The organism is Chondrinema litorale, assembly GCF_026250525.1.
Lineage (GTDB): Bacteria > Bacteroidota > Bacteroidia > Cytophagales > Flammeovirgaceae > Chondrinema > Chondrinema litorale.
The window spans coordinates 331,899-358,535 of sequence record NZ_CP111043.1 but is presented as its reverse complement, the minus strand read 5'-3'; the positions used below and the strand labels follow the sequence as shown (position 1 = coordinate 358,535).

21 protein-coding genes are annotated in these 26,637 nt (G+C 32.9%); 14 read left to right on the top strand and 7 right to left on the bottom strand.

Annotated features, from left to right (window positions below; translation table 11 throughout):
• Positions 1-127 precede the first annotated feature (127 nt).
• Positions 128-2,014: a vWA domain-containing protein gene (locus OQ292_RS01545; RefSeq protein ID WP_284684290.1), complete on the bottom strand. Its 1,887-nt coding sequence runs from the start codon at positions 2,012-2,014 to the stop codon at positions 128-130.
• Positions 2,015-2,187: 173 nt separating this feature from the next.
• Here OQ292_RS01545 and OQ292_RS01540 point away from each other — a divergent pair, with 173 nt between their 5' ends.
• Together OQ292_RS01540 and OQ292_RS01535 are read left to right on the top strand one after the other, a co-directional pair.
• Positions 2,188-2,793: an RNA polymerase sigma factor gene (locus tag OQ292_RS01540; RefSeq protein ID WP_284684289.1), complete on the top strand. Its 606-nt coding sequence runs from the start codon at positions 2,188-2,190 to the stop codon at positions 2,791-2,793.
• Positions 2,790-4,373 carry an energy transducer TonB gene (locus OQ292_RS01535; protein WP_284684288.1) on the top strand — a complete coding sequence of 528 codons (1,584 nt, stop codon included), beginning with the start codon at positions 2,790-2,792 and terminating at the stop codon, positions 4,371-4,373. The genes OQ292_RS01540 and OQ292_RS01535 overlap by 4 nt, the downstream gene beginning before the upstream one ends.
• A gap of 7 nt (positions 4,374-4,380) precedes the next feature.
• On the opposite strand, the gene OQ292_RS01530 is transcribed toward OQ292_RS01535, so the two are convergent.
• On the bottom strand, positions 4,381-5,850 hold the full coding sequence (locus OQ292_RS01530; RefSeq protein ID WP_284684287.1) for a DUF6298 domain-containing protein: 1,470 nt from the start codon (positions 5,848-5,850) through the stop codon (positions 4,381-4,383).
• A gap of 91 nt (positions 5,851-5,941) precedes the next feature.
• Here OQ292_RS01530 and OQ292_RS01525 point away from each other — a divergent pair, with 91 nt between their 5' ends.
• The gene (locus OQ292_RS01525) at positions 5,942-6,499 is read left to right on the top strand and encodes a sugar O-acetyltransferase (protein ID WP_284684286.1); all 558 of its coding nucleotides are present in this window, start codon (positions 5,942-5,944) and stop codon (positions 6,497-6,499) included.
• Between the two features lie 64 nt (positions 6,500-6,563).
• Here the strand turns inward: OQ292_RS01525 and rpsA are convergent, their stop codons facing one another.
• The gene (gene rpsA / locus OQ292_RS01520) at positions 6,564-8,342 is read right to left on the bottom strand and encodes a 30S ribosomal protein S1 (protein ID WP_284684285.1); all 1,779 of its coding nucleotides are present in this window, start codon (positions 8,340-8,342) and stop codon (positions 6,564-6,566) included.
• Positions 8,343-8,518: 176 nt separating this feature from the next.
• On the opposite strand from rpsA, the gene OQ292_RS01515 reads away from it, so the two are divergent.
• The gene (locus OQ292_RS01515) at positions 8,519-9,637 is read left to right on the top strand and encodes a glycosyltransferase (protein WP_284684284.1); all 1,119 of its coding nucleotides are present in this window, start codon (positions 8,519-8,521) and stop codon (positions 9,635-9,637) included.
• A gap of 237 nt (positions 9,638-9,874) precedes the next feature.
• Entirely contained in the window at positions 9,875-10,576 is a 702-nt protein-coding gene (locus tag OQ292_RS01510; RefSeq protein WP_284684283.1) for a TerB family tellurite resistance protein, read from the top strand.
• A 28-nt stretch (positions 10,577-10,604) separates the two neighbouring features.
• On the opposite strand, the gene rimO is transcribed toward OQ292_RS01510, so the two are convergent.
• Together rimO and OQ292_RS01500 are read right to left on the bottom strand one after the other, a co-directional pair.
• Positions 10,605-11,912, bottom strand: a complete 1,308-nt coding sequence (gene rimO, locus OQ292_RS01505; protein ID WP_284684282.1) for a 30S ribosomal protein S12 methylthiotransferase RimO — start codon at positions 11,910-11,912, stop codon at positions 10,605-10,607.
• 138 nt (positions 11,913-12,050) lie between these two features.
• On the bottom strand, positions 12,051-13,745 hold the full coding sequence (locus OQ292_RS01500) for an AMP-binding protein (RefSeq protein ID WP_284684281.1): 1,695 nt from the start codon (positions 13,743-13,745) through the stop codon (positions 12,051-12,053).
• A 132-nt stretch (positions 13,746-13,877) separates the two neighbouring features.
• Here OQ292_RS01500 and OQ292_RS01495 point away from each other — a divergent pair, with 132 nt between their 5' ends.
• The 8 genes from OQ292_RS01495 to OQ292_RS01460 all read left to right on the top strand — a co-directional run bounded on the left by OQ292_RS01495 (position 13,878) and on the right by OQ292_RS01460 (position 22,668).
• Entirely contained in the window at positions 13,878-14,936 is a 1,059-nt protein-coding gene (locus OQ292_RS01495; RefSeq protein WP_284684280.1) for an aldose epimerase family protein, read from the top strand.
• A 123-nt stretch (positions 14,937-15,059) separates the two neighbouring features.
• Positions 15,060-16,601, top strand: coding sequence for a carbon-nitrogen hydrolase family protein (locus tag OQ292_RS01490; protein WP_284684279.1), 1,542 nt, complete (start codon positions 15,060-15,062; stop codon positions 16,599-16,601).
• Positions 16,602-16,725: 124 nt separating this feature from the next.
• Positions 16,726-17,229 carry a SixA phosphatase family protein gene (locus tag OQ292_RS01485; protein ID WP_284684278.1) on the top strand — a complete coding sequence of 168 codons (504 nt, stop codon included), beginning with the start codon at positions 16,726-16,728 and terminating at the stop codon, positions 17,227-17,229.
• Between the two features lie 61 nt (positions 17,230-17,290).
• Positions 17,291-17,995 (top strand): 2-phosphosulfolactate phosphatase, encoded by a 705-nt coding sequence (locus OQ292_RS01480; RefSeq protein ID WP_284684277.1) that lies wholly within the window; start codon positions 17,291-17,293, stop codon positions 17,993-17,995.
• An 11-nt stretch (positions 17,996-18,006) separates the two neighbouring features.
• Positions 18,007-18,465, top strand: a complete 459-nt coding sequence (smpB, locus tag OQ292_RS01475) for an SsrA-binding protein SmpB (RefSeq protein ID WP_284684276.1) — start codon at positions 18,007-18,009, stop codon at positions 18,463-18,465.
• Between the two features lie 126 nt (positions 18,466-18,591).
• Positions 18,592-19,398, top strand: coding sequence for an aminotransferase class IV (locus OQ292_RS01470; protein ID WP_284684275.1), 807 nt, complete (start codon positions 18,592-18,594; stop codon positions 19,396-19,398).
• 420 nt (positions 19,399-19,818) lie between these two features.
• Complete coding sequence (locus tag OQ292_RS01465) at positions 19,819-22,335, top strand: DUF5686 and carboxypeptidase-like regulatory domain-containing protein (protein ID WP_284684274.1); 2,517 nt, start codon at positions 19,819-19,821, stop codon at positions 22,333-22,335.
• A gap of 87 nt (positions 22,336-22,422) precedes the next feature.
• Positions 22,423-22,668 (top strand): hypothetical protein, encoded by a 246-nt coding sequence (locus OQ292_RS01460; protein ID WP_284684273.1) that lies wholly within the window; start codon positions 22,423-22,425, stop codon positions 22,666-22,668.
• Positions 22,669-22,688: 20 nt separating this feature from the next.
• Here OQ292_RS01460 and OQ292_RS01455 read toward each other — a convergent pair whose 3' ends face one another.
• Positions 22,689-24,473, bottom strand: a complete 1,785-nt coding sequence (locus OQ292_RS01455) for an ATP-binding protein (RefSeq protein ID WP_284684272.1) — start codon at positions 24,471-24,473, stop codon at positions 22,689-22,691.
• Between the two features lie 55 nt (positions 24,474-24,528).
• Complete coding sequence (locus tag OQ292_RS01450; RefSeq protein ID WP_284684271.1) at positions 24,529-25,083, bottom strand: YfiR family protein; 555 nt, start codon at positions 25,081-25,083, stop codon at positions 24,529-24,531.
• Between the two features lie 526 nt (positions 25,084-25,609).
• Between OQ292_RS01450 and OQ292_RS01445 the strand changes: the two genes are divergently transcribed.
• Positions 25,610-26,623, top strand: coding sequence for a serine hydrolase domain-containing protein (locus OQ292_RS01445; RefSeq protein ID WP_284684270.1), 1,014 nt, complete (start codon positions 25,610-25,612; stop codon positions 26,621-26,623).
• The last annotated feature ends 14 nt before the right edge of the window (positions 26,624-26,637 follow it).

Genomic DNA, 26,637 nt, shown 5'->3' with positions numbered 1-26,637 from the left:
TAAAAATAAAAGCTCCGAAAATTGCTAACTACACAGTTTCACGAAACTGTGTAGTTACTTGTTTAGTAAGGAATCTTAATTCCTGTTAATATAAAAGCAAAATCTAGGAAATAATTTTCAAATTCTACTATCTTTTTGAATAAAGCTTGTAAGAATTAACCATATTTATGAATTCTTGGCGGTATCCTTCAGTGTCATTACCTTTTGCACCTTTTGCCAATTGCATTACCTGTGCATAATTAGAATTTCCTTTAAACTCAGAGTCTCTCAGTAACATTCCAAACTCTGCAACTGCTGCTGAAAACCTGAAATTGTCAGAGGTTTTATTCAATACTTTTGATTGGTCTTTTAATGTTTGAGTAATCAATTTACTTTTTGATCCATTAGGTTCTTTATATCTGAATTTGATGGTGAGTAATTCGTTGTTATGGTTAGTTTCTGTTTTTTCAATATTCTGATATTTTAAATCATCAATATTTTTTACAAACTCAGACTCAACACCTACAGGTATAATTTCATACAATGCGGTTACGGTATGGCCAGCACCTAATTCACCAGCATCTTTTTTATCATCATTAAAATCTTCTGCATTTAACTTTCTGTTTTCGTAACCTATTAATCTGTAAGCTTGCACTTTTTGAGGGTTAAACTCTACTTGTATTTTTACATCTTTAGCGATAGTAAACAAAGTAGCTCTCAATTCTTTCACAAATACTTTTTCGGCTTCTCTAATATTGTCGATATAATAGTAATTACCATTTCCTGCATTGCTAATTTGTTCCATTCTGCCATCTTTGTAATTACCCATGCCAAAGCCAGCTATAGTTAAGAAAATCCCTTTTTCTCTTTTTTCTTCTATCATTCTTACCAACTCAGACGTTGACGAAACACCCACATTAAAGTCGCCATCGGTTGCCAAAATAATTCTGTTATTACCTTCTTTCATCAGATTTGTTTCTGCAACTGCATAAGCCAATTCAATACCTTGTGCACCTGCAGTGGAACCACCTGCTTCCAGATTTTCAATGGCATCTATAATCTTATCTTTTTCTGAAACCGGAGTTGATTTTAAAACTAAGCCAGCATTTCCTGCATAAGTTACTAAAGCAATTCTATCATTTTCTTTTAAGCTGTTCACCATTAATTTTAGCGAAGATTTAAGCAATGGAAGTTTTTGCTGAGCATTCATAGAACCTGAGGCATCGATTAAGAATACAAGGTTAGATGGCTGCGTCATTGTGTAGTCTGGTTTTTTACCTTGCAAGCCAATATGTACTAATTTGTGGTTTGGATTCCATGGTGCATCAGACATTTCGGTTGCAATAGAAAATGGATGTTCTCCGCTTGGGTCTTTGTATTCGTAATCGAAATAGTTAATCATCTCCTCAATACGTATTGCATCTTTTGGAGGAGTTTGTCCATTGTTTAGCATACGACGAAGATTGCTATAAGAAGCAGCATCTACATCAATTGAAAAAGTGGAAAGGGGGTTAGATTTTGGTGTTTGAAATATATTATCGTTAATCAAATCATATTCTTCGGTGTTAAAGTTGCCATAATCGTCTGCTTCCATTTCATAAGCCATTGAGCTCATTCCTCTAATAGTTTTAGCTCTACTTCTTTTCACATCTGCAGCTCTAATGTTTTCAACACTTCCATTTGTCATTTCATTTTTTTCCACTCCATACCCAACAACCACAATCTCTTCTAGCTGTTCTGTATCTGCAGATAACTTTATGTCTAAACTTTTATCTTTTTTTACTTTTACCTCTTGCGTTAAATAACCTATATAACTAAAAGTGAGAATGGCTTTTTCGTTAGTTATAGTAAGACTATACTTACCTTCTATATCTGTAACAGTGCCATTGCTTGTTCCTTTTTCTACAATAGAAACTCCTGGCAGTGGAGCACCTGCATCATCAGTTACAATTCCTTCTACTAAAAAGTTGTTGGGAATAAACCCAAACGATATTCCTGAAAACACTAAGATTAAAATGAGGACTGCTTTTTTCATCGCTTATATATTTTAATTTGAGAAAATTCTTGTTGTTTATATAGGAGATGCAGCTGTATTTCAGATTCCATAAATTTTTTTCATTTTTTCTCAATTTTTTTTTGAAAGCCTCTAAATTTTGTTTTCAAGCATCAGAAAAGCATATTTGAAGGTATTTGTTTATTTAGCGGTTCATGCGGTTTTTTAAAATATCTAGGCCTAAAAAGAAAAGTGACGAAGAGTTGCTGGTTGCCTTTAAGCAATCGGGCGACATGGCACTGCTTAGTGAACTTTTTGACCGTTACGTTGAGCTTGTTTTTGGTGTTTGCATGAAATACCTAAAGAATGAGGAAAACAGTAAAGATGCTGTGATGCAGATATATGAGCAGTTAGTCGAGAAAGTACCAAAGCATGAAATTCAGAATTTTAAAAGCTGGTTATATGTTTTTGTGAAGAACTACTGTTTGATGCAGTTGAGAAAGAAGGAAAATAAAAACCATGTGCAGCTAGAAGGAATAATTTCTGATGATTTTATGGAATCTGATGAAGACCTGCATCTTATAAGTGAGAATGGAGAAGCAATTTCTGAAAAAGAACTTTTATTACAGTTGATGGAAAGTGGCTTAGATGAGCTAGAAGAGAAACAAAAACAATGTTTGAAACTGTTTTATCTTGAAGAAAAGTGTTATAAAGAGATAGTTGAAATAACAGAGTTTGATTTAAAGAAGGTAAAAAGCTACATCCAAAACGGTAAAAGAAATTTAAAGATTTACATGGAAAAATCTCGTGAACAGCAGTGAGTAAAGAGCAATTTCATAGTGACCCGCAATTGGCTGAGGTAATTGAAAATTATCTTTCAGGTAGCTTGTCTCATGCCGAAATGCATCAGCTTGAGCTTAAAATGCTAGATGATCCCTTTCTTGCTGATGCAGTAGAAGGTCTTGCTTTAATATCTGATGCTGCAAAGAGAAATAAGATAATTGAAGATATAAGACAGCAAATTTCTTCTGATAAAAAGGAAGACAAAGTAATCTATTTTACTCCTGCAAGATATGCTGCGGCTGCAGTTATTTTACTGATGATTGCTTCTGTATTTATTTTTCAAGATGAGTTTTTTAAAGGGATAGAAAATAAATCACTAAGCGAAATTGAGAAAACAGAAGCTGCAGATAATTTTAAAAAAGAAGATTCATCTGAAAGTGTAGAAACTGAACAGGATGAACTAAATAAAGAAAGCGATGAGCAAAATATTGCATTAGAAAACCAAGCAGAAACGCAAGCTTTAGAGAGTGAGCCAAAATTGAATGAAGAAGATCAGAAGTATGCTGATATAAATGAACAACTTGCTACTAGACAAAGGCAATTAAATGAGCAAGCATTAAATACTGAGAAACAAAGAGAAATTAATGCATCTCAAAGAAGCAGGGCAAAAGAAGAAATTAAAATGTCTAAAGAGTATCACGAATCAGCTCCAATTATTGGTGCTACAAAACTTGAAGAAAAGGAATTGCAGATAGACTCTGAAAGTATCTCTCTAGATATAGAAGAAGTACAAGTGGAAGAAACTGATTTAGATGATGATAGTGGACTAGGATATGCAGTGAAAGATATTAATGCTGATGATATTGCTAAAGACTCAATTAGTAATAAAAGAAGGCCTATATTAATTAGAGGAAGCTCAACTATTAGATCGAAAAAACAAGCTAGTGATAGCGGTATCAGCCAGATGTTTAATCAAGGGTCTGAAACTATTACCGGAGTGGTAACTGGTGATAATAATGAGCCTCTTGTAGGAGTAAATGTAATAGTAAAAGGAAGTACTATTGGTACGACTACGAATATAGATGGAGAATTTAAGCTTGAGAAACCTGTAGGAAGTAATACCCTAGAATTAAATTATATAGGTTATCTAACAGAAGAGATTGAACTTGACTCTGGTGAGACTGATCTTCTAATTGCTATGAATGAAGATACTCAACAGTTAGAGGAAATTGTAGTAGTTGGTTATGGGGTTTCAAAAAAAGAAAATATCGGTTCAAGTGTAGAGCAAATTAATACTGCTAATGAAGAAGCTAAACCAGATGTAATAGTAAATGCTAAACCAGAAGATGGGATGAAGTCACTTCATCAGTTCATAAAAGAGCAAATTCAAATTCCAGTTGAAGCACAACAAAACGATGTTAAGGGAACTGTTAAACTTTCTTTTAGAGTAAATACAAATGGTTCTATTAGCAACATAAAAGTTGAAAAATCGCTAGGTTATGGTTGCGATGAAGAAGCCATTAGATTGTTAAAAGATGGACCTAAATGGAAGGCCAAAACAATCAATGGGAATCCTGTTTATTCTGAGCAAACCATTAAAATTAGATTTAAGCAATAAGTTTAAATTACTTAATCAACTTTACCCAAACTGCCCATTTACCTTCGCATGGACTTTTTAACCATAGTTTTTCAGATGCCTTTTCAGTGTAAGATTCATCCCAGCTACTATTCAAAATGTTAATCCATTTGATGGAAGCTACACCTTTAAAATCGCCTAGTTTTAAATCAACCTCACCACATCCCGGATAGTAAAGAATAAACTCATCTAAAGATTTGTTAGCCAAGCAATATGTCTCGTTTGGTTGCCTTTCATCGAGTAAGTTATTAGCAGGCGACATATTGAAAAAATCTACTGAATCGCTCAGCATTCTTAAACTTTTAATATTTACCTGAGCTAAGCGGTTAATACCTAAGCCAGAAGGAGGTCTGTGGAAACGTGCAGCAGCATAGCCAGCAAAAATACTTCTCCAAAATCTTTCTGGCCCATCTTCAATTGTTCCTGTCCAGTCGCTTTGTTCTCCACCATAAGTTTTCACTGCCGAAATTGGCATTGGGTGGTTATTCACTTTCAAATAATTAAAGGTATTTATAGCTTCAGTATAATGATCTTCTCCAATTAAAATACTTTGAGCAGATAAATCGATAAAGTCAATAGATTCTGGATAATTACTAAGCTCAATAGCTCTTGGATTTTCATTTAGCGTATTGGATGTATTTACAACCATTGCTTTAGCTTTTTCGAAAACCTTGTTCTCGTAAAGCATATCTGTAACTAATATTTTTTTATCGATTTTAGCAGCAGCTTCTTTGATGTATTTTGCCCAGTAAGTAGTCCATTCTATATCGTTTAGCGACTCATTATCTATGCTATAGAGTATATTGTTATATTTAAATGAATGGCTTAACAGTTTATCTACAAACTTTTGTTGATAAGGAAGTATAATGGTATTGTTATCAAGTTGTGGAACAGTTGTAAAAAATGGTTGAATTTTTTCTGTAGGGAGATAATCGATGTCTTCTTGTAGATTAGCTTCTTTAGCAGTATAATTTATATTATAAGCCGGATTAAATGGGTGTTTAGACCAGCATTTAGAAACAGTGTAAAAATCCATATTATCCCATACTTCTAGCTGTACAACTAATCCTTTTTTTGCCGATAGCTTTAAGAATTTTTCTAATCGAGACCAATACTCTTCGCTAAATTCATTAAGATCGTAAAGTGCATCGCCTCTTTGCTTATATGGCCATTGATTGGCGAAATCTCTGCTACTTAAAGTACATCGGATGTAATTACCTCCAAATTTTATGAGCGTGTCTAATTGTGGCTCTAGTGGATGATTCTGGAAAATATTATCATCATTACTACCACCAAGTAATAGAGTTGGTTTATCATTTACTGAAAAATAGAATGGATGATCTTTAGATATATCGACATTTAAAGATTGAGTTTGTTCCTGTTTTGGTTCCTCTTTTTCACAAGAGAAGAGGGGTAAAACGGAAAAAAAGTAAACAGCGAATAGTTTATAGTGTTTCATTTACATGTTTTGTATGATGCCTAAATTTATTAAGTAGTTTAGGGCAATACAAAATAGCAATGTACAAAATGATTATTAGACAAACACTTTTATGAAAACTGAAAAAGAAATTATGCTTGCAGGAGAGATGTATGATCCTGAAGATGCTGAATTGGTTGCAGAAAGGAAAACTGCTCGTTTACTATTTCAACAATATAATGCTACAACTGAACACGATTTAGAAGAAAGGAAACAGATTTTAACAGAATTAATGGGGCAAAATGGTGATAATGTAAATATACAGCCTCCATTTTACTGTGATTATGGATATAATATCTATCTAGGTAAAAACTGCTTTTTTAATTTTGATTGTGTAATACTAGATGTTTGTAAAGTTACCATTGGTGATAATTTAATGGCAGCGCCTAAAGTACAAATATATACCGCAACTCATCCGCTTGATCCTGTAAAAAGAAACTCTGGTAGAGAGTTAGGTGCAGAAATTAAGATTGGTAATAATGTATGGCTAGGAGGGGGGTGTATTATTTGTCCGGGTGTAACAATTGGTGATAATTCAACTATAGGTGCTGGGAGTGTTGTAACCAGAGATATTCCAGCTAATGTGTTTGCTGCGGGTAATCCTTGTAAAGTTGTTAAAGAGATAGATTAAAAAAGTAAAATAAAAAAGGCCATGCAATTGCATGGCCCTTATATATTATAAGTATGGAATTTAATTAGTCTTTATTTTCCATATCTTGTTTCAACTGAGCAAGAGCATCTAGATCACCTAGAGTAGCTTTTGAGTCGTTGTCTTTACTATTCGGTTTAGAAGATTTAGAACCTTCAGATTTTTTAGGTTTCTTCTCTTCTTTATAAGTATGAAGGTGAGAAAGCGTGATCTTCTTGTCTTCTTTAGAGAATTCCATTACTTTGAATTCATGAGTTTCTCCAACGTCAGCAGTAGAACCGTCTTCTTTCTTCAAGTTTTTAGATAAGCAGAATCCTTCAATACCGTAAGGTAACTCAAGAACAGCACCTTTATCATTTTTAGAAATAATAGTACACTTGTGAAGTGAATCAGGAGTGAATATTTCTTCAAATGCATTCCAAGGGTTTTCTTCAAGTTGTTTGTGACCTAAAGCAAGACGTTTTTGTTCGATATCTAACTCAAGAACAACTACTTCAAGCTCGTCTGAAACTTTTACAAACTCAGATGGGTGCTTGATTTTCTTAGTCCAAGAAAGATCAGAAACGTGAACTAGACCATCAATACCTTCTTCAAGCTCGATAAATAAACCAAAGTTAGTAAGGTTTCTAACAACACCTGTATGCTTAGTTCCTACAGCGTATTTGATCATAAGATCAGAACGTTTCCAAGGATCTTCAGTAAGTTGTTTAATACCTAGAGACATTTTTCTTTCTTCTCTATCGATAGTAAGAACTTGAGCATCAAGCTCATCTCCAACTTTTAAGAAATCTTGAGGATTTCTCAAGTGTTGAGACCAAGACATTTCAGATACGTGGATTAATCCTTCTACACCTGGAACGATTTCTAGGAATGCACCGTAATCTGCAACGTTTACGATTTTACCATGAACTTTAGTTCCAATATCAATACCTTCATCCAATGAATCCCAAGGGTGTGGAGTTAATTGCTTCATACCCAGTGAAATTCTCTTCTTGTCATCATCAAAGTCAAGAACAACAACTTTAACTGTTTGGTCAAGATCAAGCAGCTCTTCTGGGTGAGAGATTCTTCCCCAAGAGATATCTGTAATGTGCAATAGACCATCTACACCACCAAGGTCGATAAATACACCAAAGTTTGTCATGTTTTTGATAACACCCTCTAGTACTTGACCTCTCTCTAGGTTGTTGAGAATTTCTGCTTTTTGCTTTTCGAGGTCTTTCTCGATAAGAACTTTGTGAGAAACTACTACGTTGTCGTTTGCGTAGTTGATTTTCACAACTTTTAATTCCATTTTTTTACCTACAAAGATGTCGAAATCTCTGATTGGTTTTACATCTATTTGAGAACCAGGTAAGAACGACTCGATACCAAAGATATCAACGATAAGTCCACCTTTAGTTCTTCTTTTAACGATACCTTCAATTACTTCGTCATTTTCAAAAGCACCGGTAATTTTTTCCCATGCTTTAACAATTTTGGCTTTTCTTCTTGAAAGAATCAGTTGACCGTTAGCATCTTCCTGATCTTCAACGTACACTTCTACAACGTCTCCAACTTTAAGACCTTCAAGATCTCTGAATTCATTTCTAGAAACTAAACCGTCAGACTTAAAGCCAATGTTTAATACCACATCTCTGTCTGTGATACTTACAACAGTACCTTCAATTACTTCTTTCTCAGTAATTTCATTTAAAGTACCATCGTACATTGCCAGCATTTTATCTTTTTCTGACTGGCTGTAGTTCTCACCAAATCCACCTGATTCCAGATCGTCCCAGTTGAAACCTTGTGCTTGTGCTTGATTTTCGTTTTGTTCTGCCATATATTTTGCAAATGGTGCTAATTACACTTGTACAAATGCACCAAAATGTACAAGATTTAATGAAACATTAATTTTGATAAATACCAGATTTTAAAAAGGTTTGCAAAAATATTAATTATAATAAACTAATGCAATTGCAAATCAATTATTTATAAGGCATTACTTCATATTTTTTCATGAAAATAGCTTATCAATCAGTTTTTTATCCTTATCGTGGCGGAATTGCCCAGTTTAATGCATCTTTATTCAGAGCTCTGGAAAAAAAAGCTGAAATAAAAGCATTCAATTTTTCTCTACAGTATCCCCAGATTCTATTTCCGGGTACTTCGCAGTATGTATCAGAAAGTGATATTGCTGATAATATTCCATCTGAGAGAATATTAAATAGCATTAATCCTTTAAGTTATTTAAAAACTGCTGCAGCAATTAGAGCTTACAAACCTGATATTTTAATTAGCGCTTATTGGATGTCTTTTTTAGCCCCAGCTCAGGGAACTGTTGCGCGTCTGGTGAAAAAATCTGCAAAGACAATTTCTGTAATTAACAATATTACACCACATGAAAGAAAGTTGGGAGATTACTTAATGAACCAGTACTTCTTAAAACAACAACAGGCACATGTGGTAATGGGTAATGCCGTAAAAAATGAGTTGAAAGAATATATACCTGATGCAAAACTTATGTTGCATCCACATCCTATATACAACCATTTTGGTGGAAAGATTCCCAAAGTAGATGCATTAAAATCATTAAACCTCCCAACAGGTAAAAAAACACTATTATTTTTTGGTTTAATTAGAGAATATAAGGGTTTAGATGTGCTCCTTAAAGCATTTAATAAATTGTCAGATGCTTATCAATTGGTAATTGCGGGAGAGTCTTACGAAGATTTTAGTAAGTACGAAGAATTGATAAATAACTCTCCGAATAGAGACCGGATTTTTGTTTTTAGAAGATATATTCCAGATGATGAAGTAGCTAGTTTTTTTTCGGCATCAGACCTATGTGTATTGCCTTACAAAAGTGCGACACAGAGTGGAGTAGTGGCAGTAGCTTTTCATTTTGACTTACCAGTTTTAGTTACTGATAAAGGTAATCTCAAAGATACAATTGAGCCCTACGATACAGGCATAGTTATAGATGAACCTGATGAAAATATGTTATCATTAGCTGTAAATAAATACTTTGAAGAAGCTCAGGAAAACCAGTTTATTGAAAATATAAAGCATTTTAAGAAGAAATTTACTTGGGATCATATGGCAGAAGAATTAATCACATTCGCTAAAAATATATAATTATTAATACTATCTATTAGTGATATATTACTTGATAAGGCTGGGGTGTCTATAGTGCTCTGTACAAGTTGTTATAAGGAATGTCTAAGAATATTGAAATTGATTTTTTGAATATTACAGTTTTACACACTTTCAATCTAAACTAATCGATTAAACCTTACTTATAAGTTTTTTTTATGGCATAGGATTTTTACGTGATTTTATTCTGGAAAATTATCACTAATTAATCTAAACCTTATGAGTAAGAATTTCTTAACCAATTTCGAAAAAAAAGAAAGGGTAGCTTACCTTGTTACACTAGCAAGTTTGGCAATGGCAGATGGTGAAGTAGAAGAAGGTGAAAAACAATTAATAGAAACCATTTGTAATGATGCCGCAATTGATACTGCTGGTAAAGCAATTGTAATTTCTGCGGTATATGAGCCAGAGAAAATTACTTTTAGTAGTTACTTGAGTTTATTGCATAATAGTGATCTAAGGTTTCATTTAATGACTGACATAATTCTGATGGTTTATGCAGATGCTGAAGCAGAGCAAGAAGAATTGGAGCAAGCAGCCAAAATTAGATTGCAATTGAGTATTTCACAGGAACAATATGATACACTAGTTAAATATGTAAATACTGCAAAAATATTTAAGGAGAAAGGCATAATAGAAGGAGCTTTTCTTAAACAAGCAGGTTTAGAAGATGCATTTAAGAAAAATGGAATTCCAATGGAAGCCTTTAATAATGGCGAGACAGTAGGAGAGATTGTAACAAATGTAGCTCTTTCTGTTGTAGAAAAAGAATTAAAAGATACAAGGGCTGGGGTAATTTTCAGTGTAGTAAAAGAGTTAGGCTTATTCTCAGGAAGAAAAAAGCGCAAGAAAAAGAAGAAGAAAAGCAAATTTGGAAAGTTTCTAGCCAAATTAGCAAACACCCCTGTTTCTCACGCATAAAACTTAAAAGCACCATCTGGTGCTTTTTTTATACTATTTTTCCGAATAAGTCGAATTCAGTAGCATCTGTAATTTTTACTTGCGCAAAATCTCCAACCCTTATAAAATCACTTGCTGGTAGTAAAACTTCATTATCTACCTCTGGTGAATCAAACTCTGTTCTACCTACAAAGTAACCACCTTCTTTTCTGTCGAACAATACTTTTAGTGTACTGCCAATTTTAGCTTTATTGTGTGCTAAAGAAATATCTTCTTGTATTTGCATTATTTCCTGTGCTCTGGCTTCTTTTTCTTCGTCACTTAGTTTGTCTTCCATGCCAAATGCATGTGTATTATCTTCGTGCGAATAAGGAAATACACCTAATCTGTCGAATTTCATTTTTTGCACAAACTCCATTGTTTCTTCGTGCTCTTTTAGAGTTTCTCCCGGATGACCAGAAATAAGTGTAGTTCTAATAGCAATACCCGGAACACTTTGTCTGATTTTATCAATAAGCACTTCTGTTTTTTCTCTGGTAATACCTCTACGCATTAATTGAAGCATTTTTGTAGAACCAGACTGAAGTGGCATATCAATATAATTGCAGATGTTTTCTCTCTCAGCCATCACTTTCAATACATCTTCTGGAAAACCTGCTGGAAAAGCATAATGCAATCTTATCCACTCAATTCCTTCTACATCAGAGAGTCTTTCTAGCAATTCGGCTAAATTTCTTTTCTTGTATATATCAAGGCCGTAATAAGTAGAGTCTTGTGCAATTAATAGTAATTCTTTTACCCCATTTCTTGCTAAACTCTTAGCTTCTTTTACAAGCTCTTCTATCGGTTTTGAAACGTGTTTTCCTCTCATTAAAGGAATTGCACAGAAGGAACAAGGTCTATCGCAACCTTCTGAAATTTTCATATAAGCGAAATGATTAGCAGTGGTAGTAATTCTTTCACCTACTAATTCATGCTTGTAATCGGCTTTAAACTTTCTTAGAAGTAGTGGTAATTCCATAGTGCCAAACCATGCATCTACTTCAGGAATTTCTTCTTCTAATGAGTCTTTATATCTTTGAGAAAGGCAACCTGTAACATAAACTTTTTCTACTAATCCTTCTTGTTTTGCATCTACATAGCGAAGAATAGTATCTATTGATTCCTGCTTTGCATTATCTATAAAGCCACAGGTATTTATGATTACAATATTGGCATCGTCTTTTTTATTCTCATGTTCTACCTCCAGTCCATTTCCTTTTAACTGGGTAAGCATTACTTCAGAGTCAACTAGGTTTTTAGAGCAACCTAGTGTAACGATATTCACTTTATCCTTTTTAAGACTTTTGGTTTTCAAAATAGTTATCCTTTTTGATTTAAGATGCAAAGTTAAGAGAATGATATTGAATTTGTAATACTGATATTTTGGATTGTTGAGAAATAAAAAAAGAGCTTCTATTTGAAGCTCTTAGATGTAAGTGATTTTTTTAGAAGATTAACTTGCTGTTTCTGTCTCTTTTCTCTTTTTATCTTCCATTTCTTTTAATGATCGTCTAAGGATTTTACCCACATTTGTTTTTGGCAATTCATCCATAAATTCTACATGTTTAGGAACTTTATATCCAGTAAGACAAGTTTTGCAATATTGGCGTACTTTTTCAACAGTTAGAGAATCATCTTTTCTTACGATAAATACTTTAACTGCTTCGTGAGATTTATCATCAGGAATGCCGATGGCAGCTACTTCTAATACACCATCCATTTTGGCAATTTCGTCTTCTACTTCATTAGGGTAAACGTTAAAGCCAGAAACCAAAATCATATCTTTCTTACGATCTACAATTTTAAAGAATCCTCCTTCGTCTTCTACACCAATATCTCCTGTTCTAAACCATTCACCAAAAAATACTTTTGCAGTTTCTTCGTCACGGTTCCAGTATCCTTTCATTACTTGAGGACCTTTAGCACATATTTCTCCTGGTTGCCCTTTTTCTAGAATATTGCCATTTTCATCCATTACTACTACTTCTGTTTCTGGTAAAGGAACTCCAATGGTACCGTTTCTTTCTGTGCCGTCAACAGGATTACAAGTAAGTACAGGAGAGGTTTCACTCAACCCATAACCTTCTGCAAGAGAAACACCTGTTACTTGTTTCCATTTATCAGCTACTGCACGCTGTACAGCCATACCACCACCTACAGTCAATTTTAGTTTAGAGAAATCGAGTGCTTTAAAGTCAGGTTGATTTAGTAAACCATTAAATAGGGTGTTTACACCAGTCATTACCGTAAATGGATATTTCTGCAAGTCTTTAATAAAACTTTTCATATCTCTAGGATTGACGATGAGTACATTGGTTGCACCAATCATGAGCATAGAAAGGCAGTTTACAGTAAGCGCAAAAATGTGGTAAAGCGGCAAAGCAGTTACCATGGTTTCTGTATTCTCTTTCAATTTTGGCTTCATCCATTCAGATATCTGTAAGATATTAGCTATGATGTTGCCATTTGTTAAAGAAGCACCTTTAGAAACGCCAGTTGTACCTCCTGTATATTGTAGAAACTGTATGTCTGATTTATTTACCTGAGGTTTTTTATAATTAGCTTTGGCACCTAAACTTAGTGTATAATTAAAGTCCACTGCCTGTGGTAAATGGTAAGAAGGAACCATCTTTTTTACATACTTCACTACGAAGTTTACTAATAATGATTTTATTCCTCCTAACTGATCACCAATTTGCGTAATAATTAGATGTTTAATTTTAGTTTTGGGTAGTGCTTGCTCAACATTTTTAGCAAAGTTTGCCAGTACAATTAGTGCATCAACACTTGAATCGTTGAACTGGTGAGTCATTTCCCTCACTGTGTATAAAGGGTTAGTATTTACTACTATTAAACCTGCACGAATAGCACCAAATAAAGCTATCGGATATTGCAATAAGTTGGGCATCATAATGGCAATGCGGTCACCTTTTTGTAATCCAATGCTTTGTAAATATGCAGCAAAATTCTTAGAGAGTTGGTCTAGTTTACTAAACGACATATTTGCTCCCATACTAATGTAAGCTGTCTTATCACCATATTTAACTAAGCACTCGTCTATAATATCCATAACAGTTTGGTACCTGTCTAGATCTATGCTTTGTGCTACCTCTTTTGGGTAGTTTTCAAACCAAGGAAAGTTTTTCATTTTCAATATTTATTTTTTGCTGTATAATTTAATAAATCATTTTTAATTGTGATATTTCTTAATATGCGTTTATTTTCCATCGTCTAAATATATAATTAATAATCAGTTAAGATTAGTAAAGTTTTTAAATTTATGATTATTCAAAAAGAACGTTTTGGCCTATCTAAAGACAACAAACAAGTTGATTTATATAAGTTAAAAGCAAGAAATGGTGTAGAAGTTTCATTAATCAACTACGGAGCGAGTATTCAGAGGTTGTTAATACCAGATAAAACCGGAAAGTTTAATGATGTAGTATTAGGTTTTGATAATCTTGCAGATTACGAAGCTCATAAATATTTCTCGGGAGCTTCTGTGGGTAGATATGCCAATAGAATTGGCTTTGGAAAGCTTACAGTTGATGGTACAGAATACCAATTAGCTTGTAATAATGGTAAGAATCATTTACATGGAGGAAATGTTGGCTTTGGTAAAAAATGCTGGGATGGCGATATGATTAAAGAAGAGCATAGTGCAACTGTAATTTTTTCATACTTTAGTGAAGATGGTGAAGAAAACTATCCGGGAAATTTATCGGTAAAGGTTTCTTATACATTAACTGATGATGGCGATTTGCAAATTGATTATTATGCAAAGACAGATAAAGATACCCATGTAAACCTAACTAACCATGCTTATTTTAACTTAAAAGGAGCTGGTAATGGAGATATTCTAGAGCACGAGCTTCAATTAAATGCGAAAGCATTTACTCCGGTAAATGAAAATGTGATTCCGACTGGAGAACTTGCAGAAGTAGTTGGAACTCCATTTGATTTTACTGAGCCTAAACTCATTGGAAAAGACATCGCAGCCGAGCATGAACAATTACGCATTGGCAATGGATACGATCATAATTTTGTTGTAGACAAACCAGTTTCAGAATCTGGGTTTATTGCAAAAGTAGTCGAGCCACAAACGGGTAGAATAATGGAAATTTATGGTACTCATCCTGGTGTGCAACTTTATACAGCAAACTTTCTTGATCCAGAACCTGCGGGAAAAAAAGGGATAACTTATATTAAAAGAGGTGCATTTTGTTTAGAAACGCAACATTATCCAGATTCGCCAAATAACAGCCAATTTCCAAGCACTTTAATTAAGGCAGGAGAAGAATATAAACAGCAAACAATATTTAAGTTTAGTGTGAAATAATTCTTTTATACATTACTAATATTGCAGTGAATTAATTGAGGTAATACTTGAGATTCAAAACATTTTTAGTGAGATGACTTGTTTTATATAAGAAAACCCACATTACTATTCAAAAATTTATATATGAATACAACAGACGATATAAAAGTTGAGCTTAGAAACTTAAGATATGAAGATTACCTCGAATTAAAAGAAGCCAGTTTGCAAGCATATATCGGCATGGACCCTAATACTTCTTACTGGAAAGAAGAAAAGATAAAGAAGTTAATAGATATATTTCCAGAAGGTCAGCTTTGTGTTTTGGTAAATGGCAAGGTAAAAGCCAGTGCTTTATCAATTATAGTGGACTATAAAAAATATGGTGACAACCATACTTATAAGCAAATTACAGGTGATTATAATTTTAGTACTCACGATCCCAATGGTGATGTTTTGTATGGAATAGATGTATTTGTGCACCCTGATACCCGTGGCTTGAGATTAGGCAGAAGGTTATATGATGCTCGAAAAGAGTTATGTGAAAGTCTTAATCTTAGGTCGATTATGGCTGGTGGGCGTATTCCAAATTATATTAAATATGCAGACCAGTTAACCCCTCGAAAATATATTCAAAAAGTAAAAATGAAGGAGATTTATGATCCTACGCTTACTTTTCAGCTTTCGAATGAATTTCACGTAAAGAAAATTCTTAAAAAATATCTGATTGGAGATAAAGATTCGCTTGAGTTTGCCACATTGCTTGAGTGGAACAATATCTATTACCAAGAAAAAGAGGAAGCATTAGTAGCGCAAAAAAAGGCTTATGTAAGAATAGGGTTGGTGCAATGGCAAATGCGTTTATTTGGAAGCTTTGAGGCGCTTATAGAGCAAGTAGAGTTTTTCGTAGATGCAGTAAGTGATTATAAATCTGATTTCATACTGTTTCCAGAGTTTTTTGAGGCACCTCTAATGGCAGAGTTTAACCATTTAGGCGAGGCTAAAGCAATTAGAGAATTAGCCAAATTCACTGAAGCTTTAAGAGCCAAATTTCAAGAGTTTGCGGTGTCTTATAATGTTAATATTATAACTGGTAGTATGCCTTATATCGATGAGGATAACAATCTGTTGAATATTTCTTATCTGTGCAGAAGAGATGGAACATCAGAAGATTACAGGAAAATTCATATTACACCATCAGAAGCAAATGCATGGGGTATGGTTGGTGGAGATAAACTAAAAGTATTCGATACCGATTGTGGTAAAATTGGTATTCTTATTTGCTATGATGTGGAATTTCCTGAGCTTTCTAGATTATATGCTGAGCAAGGTATGCAAATACTTTTTGTGCCTTTCTTAACAGATACTCAAAATGGATATAACAGAGTAAGGCGTTGTGCACAAGCAAGAGCCGTAGAAAATGAATGCTACGTAGCCATTGCAGGTTGTGTAGGTAATTTGCCTAAAGTAAACAACATGGATATCCAGTTTGCACAATCGGCTATTTTTACACCATCAGATTTTTCATTTCCAACAAATGCGATTAAGTCTGAAGCTACTCCAAATACTGAAATGACAGTAATCGGTGATCTTGATCTGGAATTATTAAAAGAGTTGCATGAGCATGGTAGTGTAAGGATAATGAAAGACAGAAGAAAAGATCTATATGATATTGTTTGGAAAAAATAATTAGACTTTGAGTCTGGCAAATGAAAATAGTTTATAAAGAATATTATTTATAAACTATTTTCAATTTGTTGAATTAGATCACTTATTTAGTTTTACAAAAATTTTATAGAAGAATTTAAAATTTATGAAAACACTTTATTTGGTCAGGCATGCTAAATCGAGTTGGAAAGATGATAGTTTGGATGATTTTGAAAGACCTTTAAATAAAAGAGGGCAGAGGGATGCTCCCTTTATGGGAGACAAGTTGAAAGAGCAAAAGATTATACCTGATCTTGTAATTTCTTCGCCTGCAAAAAGAGCAAAGTCAACAGCTAAAATCATTGCTAAAAAAATCGGTTATGATCCAGATGATATTAAATGGAAGAAAAAAATATATGATGCTTTCACAGAAGATTTACTTAAAATCATTCGTGATCAAAAAAAAGATATAGACTCTTTAATGTTGGTTGGGCATAATCCTGAGTTAACATCACTTTCAAATTATCTCACAGATTTTAGGATTTACAATATACCTACTACTGGTATATCTTGTATCAGATTTTATTGCGACACGTGGGAAGAGGTTCAGCCAAAAGCTGGAGAGCAGGTGTTTTTTGATTATCCGAAACGGTATTTTAAGACAAAATAAAAATCATATTAATTCGGGTTGTACTAGCATCTTTTCCGAATTTATAAATCATTAAACTTATATGTATAATATAGAAGTTTGTCTTTCTCCTGAGCTGATACACTTATATCAGCCAGAGGGAAAAACAGTAGTGGTTACTGATATTTTTAGAGCAACTTCATGCATGGTTTCAGGCTTGGCAAAGGGAGTAAAACAGATAAAAACAGTAGCGGAAATAGAAGAAAGTGTGCCTTTTCACGAGCAAGGTTATTTTAGAGCAGGTGAGCGAAATGGCAATAAGATAGAAGGTTTTGAGTTGGGTAATTCTCCTTTTGATTTTATAGAAGAGCAATATATTGGTGAGCGTATAGTAATGACAACAACCAATGGAACTCGAGCTATTTCATTATCACAAAAGGCAGATCAGATTGTAATTGGTGCTTTTTTAAACTTAAAAGCAGTAACTGAGTATTTATCTCAACCTGAAAAAGATTTATTAATAGTTTGTGCCGGTTGGAAAGGCAGGTTTAGTATGGAAGATACGCTTTTTGCTGGGGCACTATGCTCGGAGTTAAAAGACAACTACGAAAGCAACGATGACTCTGCATTAGCAGCAAACTCATTGTATCAACTTGCTAAAAATGATCTTTATGGTTATCTTCTGCAAGCAAGTCATACAAAAAGATTAGACGGATTAAAATTTAAAAAAGACATTCATTTTTGTCTAGATAAAAATCAATTTTCTAATGTGCCTGTATTAAAAGAAGGTTTTATAGAGAATGCATAAGTGTATTATAGATGGCAAAGAAATTAGAAGTAAAAAAAGACGTAAGCGTAAGAAATAAGAAAGCAAAATTTGAATATCATTTGATAGACAAATACACTGCTGGTATTGTACTTAAAGGTTCAGAGATTAAAGGAATCAGAACAGGTAAGGTAAGTTTGGTAGATTCTTTTTGTTTATTTATCGGTGATGAGCTTTGGATTAGAAATTTACATATTTCTCCTTATGAAATGGGAAGTTTTTATAACCACGAAGCGAAAGCAGATAGAAAGTTATTACTCAACAAAAGAGAGTTGAGAAAACTAGAGGCTGGTAGCAAAGATACTGGTGTCACTATTATTCCTTATCACTTATTTATTAATGATAGAGGTTTTGCTAAAGTGCAAATTGCATTAGCAAAAGGTAAAAAAATCTACGATAAACGACAGGATATTAAAGAAAAAGACCTGAAAAGAGAAATGAGTTATAGATAACACCTTTTACTTAAAAAAAAGGTTGATTAAAATATTTAGAAAGTATTTATATATCATTACTTTTAAATTTCCTTATTACTTTTTTAATCTTTTAAAGTGATTATTTTATAGAGTTGATTCTGTTCAATGCTGGTAAGTTATAACTTCAAACAAATAGACCATAAAGAGTTTCAAGTATCATTTAGCGACAGAGGCTTTAGATATGGCGATGGTTTATTTGAAACAATCATATATCAAAAGAATAAAATTAGATTCTTTAAAGATCATCTCAAGAGATTAAAAAATGGGATGAAGGCTTTAGGTATTGAAGGTGCTGAAGGTATAAAAAAAGACTTACTTGAGCAGCAGATTGTTAGACTAATTTCTAAAAATAAACTGCATGGCAGAATAAAAGTAAGAATTAATGTTTGGCGAAAATCGGGAGGTTTATACTTGCCAAACAATAATCACTTCAACATTCTAATTACAACAGAAGAGCAACCTAATGTTTATGAATTTAAAGCCATAAAAATCGCTTTTAGCAAAGAAGTAAATGTTAGTTTTAGTCCATTTTCGAGGTTTAAAACTACTAATGCCCTACCTTATATAATTGCCTCTATAGAAAAGCAAAAGAGAGGTTTTGATGATGTAGTAATTTGTGATTCAAAAAAACGAGTTGCTGAGTGTGTAGCAAGCAATATTTTTTGGGTTAAAGATAAGGTAATTTATACACCAAGCTTAAAAACAGGCTGTATTGCTGGAATTGCAAGAAAAAATATCATTAAAAAGCTTACAAAAGCTGGGGTAAAAGTATTAGAAGTAGCAGAAAAAAAAGAAATACTTTTAGAAGCAGACAGTATTTTTTTAAGTAATGTGAATGGTATTGTTCACGTACAAAAATTAGAAGATAAAACTTTCGAGATTTACGACCTAGTTGATTCAATTTTTAGCTAACTTAGAAATAGGTACCCATTCAGCATATAAAAAATAATAGAAGTAATTATACTTTTCAGTAAATTTGCAGAAGTATTTTAGCAAATTTGAAAAGTATATTAAAATAATAATACATACCATTTTTTTATAGATGCACTTCAAATTTTAGAGTAAATTTCCGTTGCATTTAAAGCTATCTGACACAATTATTATCTAACAAAAAGTTTGAACTTACTATAGGGTTTTTAGGTTTCAATTTTGTTTAAAAATGTATATCATAATTTATTGATTTTCATTAATTAAAATTTGAAATAATTAATAACAATATACCGGCTGTAACAACATGTTATTACCTAATCCAATTGAGTCAACATATTGATTTACAGTGGTGTTTAATTGATGTCTAAATGCCAAAAAGTTTTACTAAAATCTCAGTGTCACTTGAAAAATAATTTTTCTGCATACATCTTATTTACTATTATCAGTCTGATTTTAGGTGTAAATCAGGTTTGGGCTCAGACAACAGTTATAACAGGCAAAATTACTGATAGCGATACTGGTGAGGGTATGCCTTTTGTAAATGTTTACTTTGCAGGTACAACAAAAGGTGCAACCACAAACTTTGAGGGCTTTTATAAACTATCTACAGATAATCCCGGAGATTCTTTAACAGCTTCTTATGTTGGTTATAAAGAGAAAGTAAAAGCTATAAAGAAGGGAGCCACCCAGCAAATTGATTTCCAGCTTATTCCAGATGCTACTACACTCGAAGCTATCGAAATTGTTTATGGAGAATACGAAAACCCTGCCTGGGAAATTCTTCGAAATGTGGTTGATAATAAAGATAAAAACGATAAGCGCTCATTAGAAGCTTTTGAGCATGAGAGCTACACTAAGATAGAAATAGATGTAGATAACATTACCTCGAAGTTTAGGGAGAAAAAAATCGTTAGAAAAATCACTAATGTGCTGGATAGTATCCAGAGTATTGCTGGTGAAGATGGTAAGCCAATTTTACCCATTTTCATTTCTGAATCACTATCTGATGTTTATTATATCCGCGATCCTGAGCGGAAAAAAGAACACATTAAAAAATCAAAAGTTACAGGTATTGGTATAACAGATGGTTCTACAGTTTCGCAATTGATAGGTTCATCTTTTCAAGAATATAACTTCTATAAAAGTTGGATGACAATCGTAGAAAAAGATTTTGTTTCTCCAATTTCTGAAAGCTGGAAGGGTTTTTACGATTACGATCTACAAAAAGAAAATGTGATAATTGGAGGGATACCTTGTTATCAGATTGCATTTACACCTAAACGCCCAGAAGACCTGGCATTTACTGGGACAATGTGGATTGCCGATTCTATAAATAATTATGCCTTAAAACAAGTCGATGTTACCATTCCATCTACTGCCAACTTAAACTTTGTTGAAAAAATTAAAATCCAGCAAGAGTATGAAATGGTGGTAAAAAATGGCGCTTGGTTGCCAAACAAAACCAGAGTAATAATTGACATTGGAGAAATTAGAGACGATTGGGCGGGTATGTTGGCTAAGTTTTATGTATCTAATAAAGATTTCAAAATTAATGAACCCAAAGACCTTAAGTTTTACGATCAAGAGGTATTGTTAGATGAGCGAGCATTAATTTCTGATGATCAATTCTGGGAAGAAAACAGACACGATCCATTAAGTGCTACAGAAAAAAATGTGTATCACATGATTGATACCATGAAAAATCTGCCTGTAGTAAAAACTTATGTAGAAGTGGCCAACATTGCTTTGTATGGTTATAAAAAGGTAGGTAAAATAGATGTAGGACCATATTTGTACATGTATAACCGGAATGATATTGAAGGTCATAGATTTAGAATGGGTTTTAAAACGAATGTAGATTTTAGTAAAAAACTTATCCTGAGAGGTTATGGGGCTTATGGAACAGAAGACGAGCGTTTTAAATATAGTTTAAGTGCTGAATATATTGCTTCTAGAAAGCCTTGGACAGTCTTTGGTATTTCTAGAAGAGACGATATAGATCAAGTTGGAATATTTAGCGATAACTTGGATAATAACCCGTTATTTAATTCCTTTTCATCTTTCGGTACATTGAGGCGACCATACATGCATCAGATAAATAAAATATGGGCTCGAACTGATATTTTCAAAGGAGTTACATTTCAAACGACTTTTAGAAATAGAGATATAAAGCCTCTTTTTCCTTTTATTTATGAAACTGATGGGAGTGACATTAATTACAAGTCAGATTTTTCTGTGAGTGAGATAATGTTTGAATTGAGGTTTGCTCCCGGAGAAACATATATTCAAAATGACAATGAAAGAATTAGTCTTGGTTCAGGGAATAGCCCCGAAATTTCGCTGAGGTATACGCATGGTATAAAGGGGTTTTTAAATAGTGATTTTACGGTTCACAAGTTTAATGCATCACTAAAACAAAGCTTTAGAATGGGGGTACTAGGTAGAACTAGCTATCTATTATCTGGAGGTTATATTCCTTCTACTTTGCCTTATCCATTATTAGAAGCTCACCTCGGTAACGAATCAATTTTCTATAATGAAAATTCATTTAACCTCATGAATTTCTTTGAATTTGTGAGTGACAGATATGCTTCACTTTCAATGATACACAGGTTTGAAGGGCTAATTATAAATAGAGTGCCTTTGCTTAGAAAATTGAATTGGAGGTTGTTTGTGAGCGGAAAAGCACTCTATGGTAGAGTTTCTGATGCTAATCTTAATCTTACACCAGATGTAGACCCATTGGGTAATCCTGTAGATGGTTTTCAAGCCTTAGGTAAAGATCCTTATTTAGAATTGGGCTACGGAATAGAAAACATCTTTAGGTTTATTAGAGTAGACTTTATGCATAGATTGAATTATTTAGATACAGATGCAAGTAAGTTTGGTGTTAAGCTCTCTGCGCAATTCAGGTTGTAACAAATCTAAAATTTATCAATCAAATAAAATCAAGCTTTGCTTAGGCTTTAATTCTTTCCTAAATTTATCTTTCCTAAAAGAACGATTATGAAGAAAAAATTAAAAACTAGTCAGCCTTCAAGTAATTCTCCAAGAGTGCATCCAGATCTACAAGGATTTGATATTAAGGTAAATCAATTTGGTGAAATTGAAAGTACACTTCCTATTGAAGAGATTAATAAATTTCTGAATAAGAAAGTGGTAGATAAGAAATTGAAAGATAGATTTGGATACAAATCTGACGAAAGTGATGATACAGTTGAATTTATGTATAAATCAGATTCAGATGAATAGTCAAACTTGTATCCGAGTAATTACTTTGATTCTTCTTCAGCTAAAATAGCTTCTTCTACGTGGTTTGGAAGTTTAACATGGAAGGTTGTGCCTTTTCTAATAGCAGAAGTGAATCTAATACTTCCATCTAGCTTTTCTATTACATTTTTTACAATGTATAATCCTAAACCAGAGCCATGCGCCTGATCGGTTGCTCTGTAGAACATTTCGAATACCTTAGCCTGACTTTCCTGACTTATACCTAATCCGTTATCTTGAATGGAAAGGTTAAACTCTTTTTCAGTAATCTCCACTTCAATTCTTACAAATGGTTTATCTTCTGATGGGTTTTGGTATTTGTAAGCATTTGAAATAAGATTATTTAAGATGATGTTAAGTCTTGTTTGGTCTGAATAAAATTTACTGTGTTGCTTAATATCTGTGTAAATTTCAAGCTTTTCAGGTTTATTTAGGTTTAGAATTTCAATCGTTTCATTAATAGTTTCTTGAATATCTATTAACTGTTGCTTCTCATCAACCCGACTGTTTCTAGAAAGTGTAAGTAGATTTATAACCAAAGCATCAAGCCTTTTTACACTTTTCTCGATGAGTTCAAAATAGTAAAGTACAGCATCTAACGATTTTTCATTTTTAGAGATTGATATTAAACCTAAAATAGATAGGAGTGGAGATCTTAAATCGTGTGAAGTATGATAAACAAAGTTATCAAGCTCATAATTAACTCGTTTGAGTTCTAAGAAGCTTTCTTTTTCTTCTGTAATATCTTTTATAACACCTTCAAATATTTCTTCGTCGCCTACAGAAAGGTATTTACCTGAGATAGAAACCCAAGTGCGAACTCCATTAGAGTCTAGTGTAATTTCGTAGTTTTCAATAAAACCATTGTCCTTTACACTTCTCCTAATTCTTAAAGCATCTTTTACAGAAATTACTTTATTAACCAATGAATCTTTAGTTGGTCTGATGTTTAACATCTCCCAAGTTTTATCATTTGCTTCGATTAGCTCTGCGTTTTCTATATTGCATTGGAAAATGCCAATAATAGAGTTTTGGTAGATGTTTCTGTATTTCTCTTCACTAAGTTGAAGCGCTTTCTTACTCTTTTTCTCTTCTGCTTGTTGATACTCAATTTGTTTAAGCATCACATTAAATCCATCGTAGAGCGTCCCTATCTCATCATTATTTTTCTTCGTAACTCTTAGAGAATAATTACTTTCATTTGTAATCTGTTTAGTAGCCTGAGTGAGTTTCATTATAGGGCTAGAAATTAACTTTTGCAGTCTACTTGCAAACAAATAAGCTAGAATTACTATTAATAAGGCAATTGCAAGCAAATTGACTATAATCCGACTAGATTTATTATTAATTTCTTCTGTTGATGCTTTTAAGTATATTCTACCTAAAGTATTGTTTTTATAAACGATAGGCTGAATAATGTGTAAGTATCCATTATAAAATAAGGCTTCGCCACCATTGGGAATCGCTATATTAGGAATTTCACATTCATTGTTGTAAAAGGCCAGTATTTCACCGTTGTTTTTTTCAATGTGAACACATTCGATTTGCGGTTCATTATTGAGTTTTTCGAGAATATCTATTGCTCTTTCTTTGTCGTCGAACCTGACTGGAGTAATACTATAATCTGCTACAATTTTAGCTGTGTTTAGCATGCTGTGGCTTAAATCTTCATATAAACCCGATCTAAACGTGATAAATACGGCTATAAAACCAAGTATGAGGGCGAATGTGGTTACAGTAAGAATAATTAAAATTAGCTTTCCCTTAATAGATAAATTTTTAAACATATTTTATGTGTTCAAATAAGCTGCGGTTTCTAAATAAAAAAATTAAATATGTTTGTTAATCTATAATCCTTGCGACATCAAAAAGTCTTGAGTCTATCTGTAAATCGGAATTTTGATACGAAAGGAAGTTAATTTCAAATTTAAGTTCTTCATTTTCAGCATAGAAATTAACTATAACACCTTTTTTACCAAACTCTTCCTGATCTCCGATTGTCAGAATAGGTTCATTTTTAGTTTTATTTAAAATCTCTTCTAACACTTCTTCTGAAGTAGAGGTAACAAATAATATTTGACTACCATCTATCTCATCTACACTTGTAATATGTTCAATCTTAGTTATTCTATTTTTAAATCTAACATCTTTATATAGATATAATAGATATCTAAAAAAGTTCTCATCATTAAAAACACTGATAATAAACGGATCATTATTTTCTTGCTCTTCATTTGGCCAGAAAACAAAATCTGCAATTAATCTAGTAAGATAGGCTTTTCGTTCAGGTGTAGGAAGTTGGGGTAGATTAGTTTGGGCATATCCAAATGCATGCAGAGATACTGTAATATACAGTAAGGAGAATATCGAAAATGATAAATGCCTAAATCCCTTCATTTTAATGGAATGCAATAAAACTTAGATATTAAATAAATTAATTCTAATAAGTTTCAGCTATGATAATTACCTAATATTTATAGTAAAAGTCTAATTTTTAAAGCAAATATTGATTTCCTAAAATAATTATTTGCTATAACCTCTTACTCTCTAACGAATGATTGGGTGAAAAAGAAATAACTATAAAAGAATTTATCAATAATTTATCTTCTATATGCTCGTAAATTTCGTTTTTGGCCTAAAGCTATGCAAAATATTCTTTCTTTGTTTTAAAAAATTTATGAATTTGTAAATGATAATTCAAAATTGACTTAAATTCAGCGACTTTAACCTTTAATCGACAACTACTCTTTATTTTTTAGTATAATAATTTGATTAAATGTCGAAAATACTCAACTTAATTTCGATCATACTTCTATTTTTTGCCTGCAATAGACAAGAAAATAGCCCAAACACTTCTGTAAGTGAAACAAGTAGTTCACCTCAAAAAAAGTGGATTATTAAAGTGGATTCAATTTTTTCTAAAATGGATTCCTTAAGCGCTGTATTATTAGTAGCTGAAAATGGGGATGTTAAACTCCATAAAGCTAAAGGTTATAAAAACTTCGAAACTAATACCAATCTCGAAAAAAATGATGTATTCGAGTTGGCTTCCGTATCAAAGCAGTTTACAGCTACAGCAATTATGATGCTTGAACAAGATGGAAAACTTAGTTTTGATGATTATTTACAGCATTATCTTCCCGAATTACCTTATGAAGGAGTTACCATTCGACAAATGCTACAACATATTTCTGGTTTACCAGATTACATGGTTCTGTTTGAAGAGCATTGGGATAAGAGCAAAGTTGCCGGAAACAAAGAAATTATAGAATATTTGGTAAAATATCATCCACCAGTTTTGTTTAAACCCGGAGAGAAATACGAATATAGTAACACCGGGTATGTGTTACTAGCAAGTGTTGTCGAAGTGGTATCAGGTGAAGACTTTGTAGACTTTTTACAAAATAGGGTTTTTAAAACTGGTGGATTAGATAAAACTGCTATTAGAAGTAAAGAAGAGAAACTGAAAATGGCAGATTTTGCTTGGGGATTTATTTATGATGCTGAGAAACAGAAATATTTAGCTGCAGATAGTTTCCCTTATACTGATTATGGAACCTATCTTGGAGATAGAAAAGGTCCAGGTAGAGTAAGTTCTACAGCATTGGATTTACTAAAATGGGATCAATATTTAAGATCGGGTAGTTTATTAAAAGATTCAACTCTTATAGTAGCCTATACTCCTGCAAAATTGAATGATGGTAGTGAGTATCCTTATGGGTTTGGATGGGGAGTAAGTGATGATGATAAATATGGAAAAGTAGCTAGACACAATGGTAGTAATCCTGGTTATAGTACTACTTTTATTAGGTTTTTAGATTCAGATAGAACGCTCATTTTATTGTGTAATAATCAGTCACCAAACTTTGCCAAAGTAGTTGACGAATTATTTAAGGTAGTTGGAGAAGTAAATGACGAAGAAAGAATTTTAAATTAAATAAAAAAGGGCCA

What these genes read in the sequence shown, in the direction of transcription:
- OQ292_RS01545 (WP_284684290.1), bottom strand. Translation starts at nt 2,014, where the DNA reads ATGAAAAAAGCAGTCCTCATTTTAATCTTAGTGTTTTCAGGAATATCG.
- OQ292_RS01540 (WP_284684289.1), top strand. Translation starts at nt 2,188, where the DNA reads ATGCGGTTTTTTAAAATATCTAGGCCTAAAAAGAAAAGTGACGAAGAG.
- OQ292_RS01530 (WP_284684287.1), bottom strand. Translation starts at nt 5,850, where the DNA reads ATGAAACACTATAAACTATTCGCTGTTTACTTTTTTTCCGTTTTACCC.
- OQ292_RS01525 (WP_284684286.1), top strand. Translation starts at nt 5,942, where the DNA reads ATGAAAACTGAAAAAGAAATTATGCTTGCAGGAGAGATGTATGATCCT.
- rpsA (WP_284684285.1), bottom strand. Translation starts at nt 8,342, where the DNA reads ATGGCAGAACAAAACGAAAATCAAGCACAAGCACAAGGTTTCAACTGG.
- OQ292_RS01515 (WP_284684284.1), top strand. Translation starts at nt 8,519, where the DNA reads ATGAAAATAGCTTATCAATCAGTTTTTTATCCTTATCGTGGCGGAATT.
- OQ292_RS01510 (WP_284684283.1), top strand. Translation starts at nt 9,875, where the DNA reads ATGAGTAAGAATTTCTTAACCAATTTCGAAAAAAAAGAAAGGGTAGCT.
- OQ292_RS01500 (WP_284684281.1), bottom strand. Translation starts at nt 13,745, where the DNA reads ATGAAAAACTTTCCTTGGTTTGAAAACTACCCAAAAGAGGTAGCACAA.
- OQ292_RS01495 (WP_284684280.1), top strand. Translation starts at nt 13,878, where the DNA reads ATGATTATTCAAAAAGAACGTTTTGGCCTATCTAAAGACAACAAACAA.
- OQ292_RS01490 (WP_284684279.1), top strand. Translation starts at nt 15,060, where the DNA reads ATGAATACAACAGACGATATAAAAGTTGAGCTTAGAAACTTAAGATAT.
- OQ292_RS01485 (WP_284684278.1), top strand. Translation starts at nt 16,726, where the DNA reads ATGAAAACACTTTATTTGGTCAGGCATGCTAAATCGAGTTGGAAAGAT.
- OQ292_RS01480 (WP_284684277.1), top strand. Translation starts at nt 17,291, where the DNA reads ATGTATAATATAGAAGTTTGTCTTTCTCCTGAGCTGATACACTTATAT.
- smpB (WP_284684276.1), top strand. Translation starts at nt 18,007, where the DNA reads ATGGCAAAGAAATTAGAAGTAAAAAAAGACGTAAGCGTAAGAAATAAG.
- OQ292_RS01470 (WP_284684275.1), top strand. Translation starts at nt 18,592, where the DNA reads ATGCTGGTAAGTTATAACTTCAAACAAATAGACCATAAAGAGTTTCAA.
- OQ292_RS01460 (WP_284684273.1), top strand. Translation starts at nt 22,423, where the DNA reads ATGAAGAAAAAATTAAAAACTAGTCAGCCTTCAAGTAATTCTCCAAGA.
- OQ292_RS01455 (WP_284684272.1), bottom strand. Translation starts at nt 24,473, where the DNA reads ATGTTTAAAAATTTATCTATTAAGGGAAAGCTAATTTTAATTATTCTT.
- OQ292_RS01450 (WP_284684271.1), bottom strand. Translation starts at nt 25,083, where the DNA reads ATGAAGGGATTTAGGCATTTATCATTTTCGATATTCTCCTTACTGTAT.
- OQ292_RS01445 (WP_284684270.1), top strand. Translation starts at nt 25,610, where the DNA reads ATGGATTCCTTAAGCGCTGTATTATTAGTAGCTGAAAATGGGGATGTT.